Raw genomic sequence first — 4,817 nt, 5'->3', positions numbered from 1 at the left:
CCAGTGTTCCTGGTGCTGCTGGCACCGCGCTCGGGCCGCGAGGGATCCGGCTGAGGCGGATGGGGACAGCCGGGGACGCGGCCAGGCCGAGCGCGCGGGCGGCGAGGCGCTGCGCCGCACGGGCGGAGCGGGGCCCGGAGCGGCGGGCGAGCATCAGCGCCCGCTGGCGCACCAGGCGGTGCTCGGCCCAGAGCAGCCACAGGCCGAGCAGGAACAGCGCCGCCCCGGGCAGGAGGGCCGCCGCCGTTCCGGACTGCGTGGTGACGAGGGCGGTCGCGGCGAGCGTCGCGACGGAGGCGAACCAGAACACGCCCCAGACCCGGAAGCTGCCGAGTTCGGCGCGGGCCCGGCGGAGCAGGGCCGCGCGCTCTCCCCGGTCCGGCTGCCGGGTGTGCGCGCCGACGCCCGCGGGGATCGGCAGGCGCGGAGCGAGCTGCTCGAGGATCGAGACGATGATTGCCATGAGGGGCGCACCGAGTCCGAGCACCACGACGAGGACCAGCACGGACTGTGTCTGAACCGACAGCATCGTGAGTCCTCCCCGGGTCAGGATCGGACCCCGGTGAGCACTCACTCGGGGAAGCCTCGCCCCCACGAGACTCGCGCCCAGCTTACGTTCGCTGGCAGCGATCAGGGCCGTTCTCCGGCTTTCCTCGGCAAACGGTGACCAAACCGTAATCGCTGGCGGGGAGCCGCCGGGCGCTACGCCCCCAGCTCGACGGTCCCGGAGAAGACGATCTCTGCCGGGCCGGAGAGGGAAACGTGCTCGCCCTCCTCCGTGGGGAACATCCGCACGGAGAGCCTGCCGCCCGGCACGTCGATCCGCCAGCTGTTCGGCGCGCCCCGACCCGCCCAGTGCCGGAAAGCGAGCGCGGCGGCCGCGGCCCCCGTGCCGCAGGACAGGGTCTCGCCGCTGCCCCGCTCATGCACGCGCATCCGGATCCGGGCGACGCCCTCCGCGATGAGCGGCTCCTCGGGCACCACGAACTCGACGTTGGCCCCGTCCGTCAGCCCCGGCTCGATGTCCGGGGCGACGCTCAGGTCGAGCCCGTCCAGCTCGGCGGCGTCCGCGAGGGCCACCACCACGTGCGGGTTTGCGAGCTGGATGAGCGCCCCGGGGCGGGCAACGGCGAGCTGCCGAGCGCGCACGAGCCGCTCCTCCCGGCCGAGCGCCCAGCGGCCCAGGTCGACCGTGTAGCCCGCGGCCCCCGCGAGCACGTCGCGCACCCCGGACCGGGTGGCCACCGGGATCGTGTCCCCGCGCGTCGGCACGAGCAGGCCCTGCTCGATCAGAAAGTGCACGAAGACGCGGATGCCGTTCCCACACATCTCGGCGACGCTGCCGTCCGCGTTTCGGTAGTCCATGAACCACTCGGCTTCCGGTTCCTCGGCGAGCGCCGCGCTCCCCTCGGGGATCGCTCGGGAGCGGACGGCCCGGATCAGCCCGTCAGCGCCGACCCCGAAGCGGCGGTCGCAGAGCCGCGCGACCTGGGCGGGGCTCAGGTCGAGGGAGCCCTCGGGGTCCGCGATGAGCACGAAGTCGTTTCCCGTGCCGTGGCCTTTGCTGAAGTTGATCGTCTGGGTCACAGCATCAGTCTATTCGCGCGCTCGGCCAGCTCGCGACGGCCTCCGCATCGCTCGCGGCGGTGACGGTCGCCCGGATCTCGGCGGCCCGGTCGCCGCCCGTGGAGGGGAACCAGCGGGTGCCCCGGGTGCGGCGAAACCAGCTCGCCTGGCGGCGGGCGTAGCGGCGGGTGAGCGCCTGGGTCTGCTCGATGGCTTCGGCTTCGGTCACGGAACCGGCGAGCTGGCCGAGGGCCTGGGCGTAGCCGATCGCGCGGGAGGCCGTCGGCCCCTCCGCGAGGCCGAGGGGGACGAGCGCAGCGACCTCGGCGAGCAGGCCGTCGCGCCACATCCGCTCCACGCGGCGGTCAAGCCGCTCGGTGAGGACGGGGCGCTCCTCCTGCAACCCCGCAAACAGGGTGGGCACCACGGGCACGGGCGCTTCCGGGAGGGCGCTGGCCGCGGGTTCCCCGGTCACGATGAGCACCTCCAGGGCGCGCACGACCCGCCGGGGGTTGCGGGTATCGATGCGCTCCGCGCCCTCGGGGTCCAGGCGGCGCAGCTCGGCGCGGAGGGCGTCCAGCCCCTCCTCGGCCAGGCGGCGTTCCAGCTCGGCCCGTACCGCGGGGTCCGCGCCCGGGAACCGGAAATCGAAGCAGGCCGCGGAGACGTAGAGCCCGCTGCCGCCGACGAGGATCGGCGTCGTGCCCCGCTCGCGCAGCTCGGCGATCAGGGGTCGCGCGAGTGCCTGGTACCCCGCGACGGTGGATTCCTCGGCAACGTCCAGGACGTCGAAGAGGTGGTGCGGGATCCCGCGCCGCTCGGGCACGCTGAGCTTCGCCGTGCCGATGTCCATGCCCCGGTACAGCTGCATGGCATCGGAGTTGAGGATCTCGGCGTCGCGGCCCCGCGCGCGCAGCGCCTCGGCCACCTCGATCGCGAACTCGGATTTTCCGGTGCCGGTTGCCCCGATCACCGCGATCAGCGGCGGGCCGGACGGTGGCTGCTCGGTCACGGGCGGAGCACGGGCAGGCCAAGGTTCACGGGACGTGCCGCTCCCGCAGCCGCGGGCGCGGGCGCCCCACAGCTCTCGGCCTGGGCGCGGTCCCAGGCGTCACCGGCCCGGGTGCGGCGCAGCTCGTAGCGGGAGCCCTCGCGGTGCTCGGCGATCAGGTAGAAGGGCGCCGCGCGGGTCACGGTCACGGTGACCACGTCGCCGGGACGGGGCGGGGCTGTCCCCTCGGGGACGTCGAAGTGCACGAGCCGGGCGTCCTCCGCCCGACCGCTCAGCCGGCGGCTTCCCTCGTCCTTGCGTCCCTCGCCGTTCGCGACGAGCACGCGCACGGTCCGGCCGAGCTGGGCCTCGTTCTCCTCCTGGCAAATCCGCTCCTGCAGCGCGGTGAGGCGTTCGTAGCGTTCCTGCACCACGGCCTTCGGCACCTGGTTCGGCATCTCGCCCGCGGGCGTCCCCGGGCGGATGGAGTACTGGAAGGTGAACGCGGTCGCGAAGCGCGCGGCCTCAACCACGCGCAGGGTCTCCTGGAAGTCCTCCTCCGTCTCGCCGGGGAAGCCCACGATCAGGTCGGTCGAGATTGCCGCGTGCGGCATCCGCTCGCGGACGCGGTCCAGGATGCCGAGGAACTTTGCGCTCCGGTAGGAGCGGCGCATTGCCTTCAGGATCCGGTCGGAACCCGATTGCAGGGGCATGTGCAGTTGCGGCATGACGTTCGCGGTCTCCGCCATCGCATCGATCACGTCATCGGTGAAGGCCGCGGGGTGCGGGCTCGTGAAGCGGACCCGTTCCAGGCCCTCGATCTGCCCCGTGGCCCGAAGCAGCTCGGAAAACGCCTGCCGGTTGCCGAACTCGACGCCGTAGGTGTTCACGTTCTGGCCGAGCAGGGTGACCTCGATCGCGCCGTCCGCGACGAGCGCCTGCACCTCGGCGAGGACGTCCCCCGGGCGGCGATCCTTCTCTTTGCCCCGCAGGGTCGGCACGATGCAGAAAGTGCAGGTGTTATTGCAGCCGACAGAGATCGACACCCAGCCGCTCGAGGCGGAGTCCCGCTTCGTCGGCAGGGTGGAGGGGAAGGTCTCGAGGGATTCCTCGATCTCCAGCTGGGCCTCGCCGTTGTGCCTGGCGCGTTCCAGCAGCCGGGGCAGCGCGCCCATGTTGTGCGTGCCGAAGACCACGTCGACCCAGGGGGCTTTCTCCTGGATGACCGACTGGTCCTTCTGGGCGAGGCAGCCGCCGACGGCGATCTGCATCCCCTCGCGCTTGCGCTTGACGCTCGCGAGGTAGCCGAGGTTGCCGTAGAGCTTGTTGTCCGCGTTCTCCCGGACGGCGCAGGTGTTGATCACCACGACATCGGGGTCGCTTCCCTCGGCGACCGGGACATAGCCCGCGGACTCCAGGGACCCCGACAGGCGCTCGGAGTCGTGCACGTTCATTTGGCAGCCGAAGGTTCGCACGCGGTAGGTGCGGGCGCTGCCGTCCTCGTTGCGGGCCGCGTCGGACGCGGGAATCTCCACGGGAATTTCCACGGTGCTCATGGTGTCAGTGTATCGGCTCACCCGAGCGGGGCGACGCTAGCGCGCGGCCTCGTCGAGCGCCTCACGCGCGATGTCGCGCACCGAGGAACCGCCGAAACCGCGGCGGGCGAGGAAGGCGATCAGCCGGCGCTCGGCGGTCGCCCGGTCGAGAGAGCCCATCTTGCGGGCGCGGTCCCGGGCGGCCTCGCGGAGCACCCGGTCCTCGTCATCGCCCTCGGGGTCGAACTCGGCGAGCGCGATGCCGATGAACTCGCGCGGAATGCCCCGCTCGTTCAGGGTGCGCTCGATGATGCGCGTGCTCATGCGCTTGCGCTCCCGGAGGATCCCGGTCTGCGCCTTGGCCAGGGCGAGGTCGTCGAGGTAGCCGCGATCCAGGAATTCCCGAACGACCGGCTCGATTGCCTCGGGCTGGTGCCCCTTGCCCCGCAGGAATCGTTCGATCTCGGTGACGCTCTGGGCGCTCCGCGCGAGCCGGCGCATGGCCTGCTCGCGCGGATCGCCGAGGTCGGGCGCCGGCTCCGCGTCGGGCGTCTCCTCGGGGACGAGCCGGGAGCGCAACTCGACGACCTCGGCAAGATTGTCCCGCGGGGGGACCGGGGCTTTTCGCTCCGGTCCGCCGACGGGGAGAAAACGCACGACCACGGTGATTCGGTTCCCGCCCGGCGCTACGCGCCGAGCTTCTTTCCGCGAGCCTGCTCGAGAGA

5 protein-coding genes are annotated in these 4,817 nt (G+C 72.5%); all 5 read right to left on the bottom strand.

Going from position 1 to position 4,817, the window contains the following annotated elements; genetic code table 11:
• A partial coding sequence (locus OOT08_RS14720) for a hypothetical protein (protein WP_325093539.1) occupies positions 1-529 on the bottom strand: 529 nt, incomplete at its 3' end.
• Positions 530-702: 173 nt separating this feature from the next.
• Positions 703-1,587 carry a diaminopimelate epimerase gene (dapF, locus tag OOT08_RS14715; RefSeq protein WP_325093538.1) on the bottom strand — a complete coding sequence of 295 codons (885 nt, stop codon included), beginning with the start codon at positions 1,585-1,587 and terminating at the stop codon, positions 703-705.
• 4 nt (positions 1,588-1,591) lie between these two features.
• Positions 1,592-2,578: a tRNA (adenosine(37)-N6)-dimethylallyltransferase MiaA gene (miaA, locus tag OOT08_RS14710; protein ID WP_325093536.1), complete on the bottom strand. Its 987-nt coding sequence runs from the start codon at positions 2,576-2,578 to the stop codon at positions 1,592-1,594.
• Positions 2,575-4,113, bottom strand: a complete 1,539-nt coding sequence (gene miaB / locus OOT08_RS14705; protein ID WP_325093535.1) for a tRNA (N6-isopentenyl adenosine(37)-C2)-methylthiotransferase MiaB — start codon at positions 4,111-4,113, stop codon at positions 2,575-2,577. The genes miaA and miaB overlap by 4 nt, the downstream gene beginning before the upstream one ends.
• 36 nt (positions 4,114-4,149) lie before the next feature.
• The gene (locus tag OOT08_RS14700; RefSeq protein ID WP_325093534.1) at positions 4,150-4,755 is read right to left on the bottom strand and encodes a regulatory protein RecX; all 606 of its coding nucleotides are present in this window, start codon (positions 4,753-4,755) and stop codon (positions 4,150-4,152) included.
• Positions 4,756-4,817 lie beyond the last annotated feature (62 nt).

The organism is Leucobacter sp. M11, from assembly GCF_035726885.1.
In the GTDB taxonomy this organism is placed as follows: domain Bacteria; phylum Actinomycetota; class Actinomycetes; order Actinomycetales; family Microbacteriaceae; genus JAPFRB01.
This window is presented reverse-complemented; position numbering and strand designations above follow the sequence as displayed.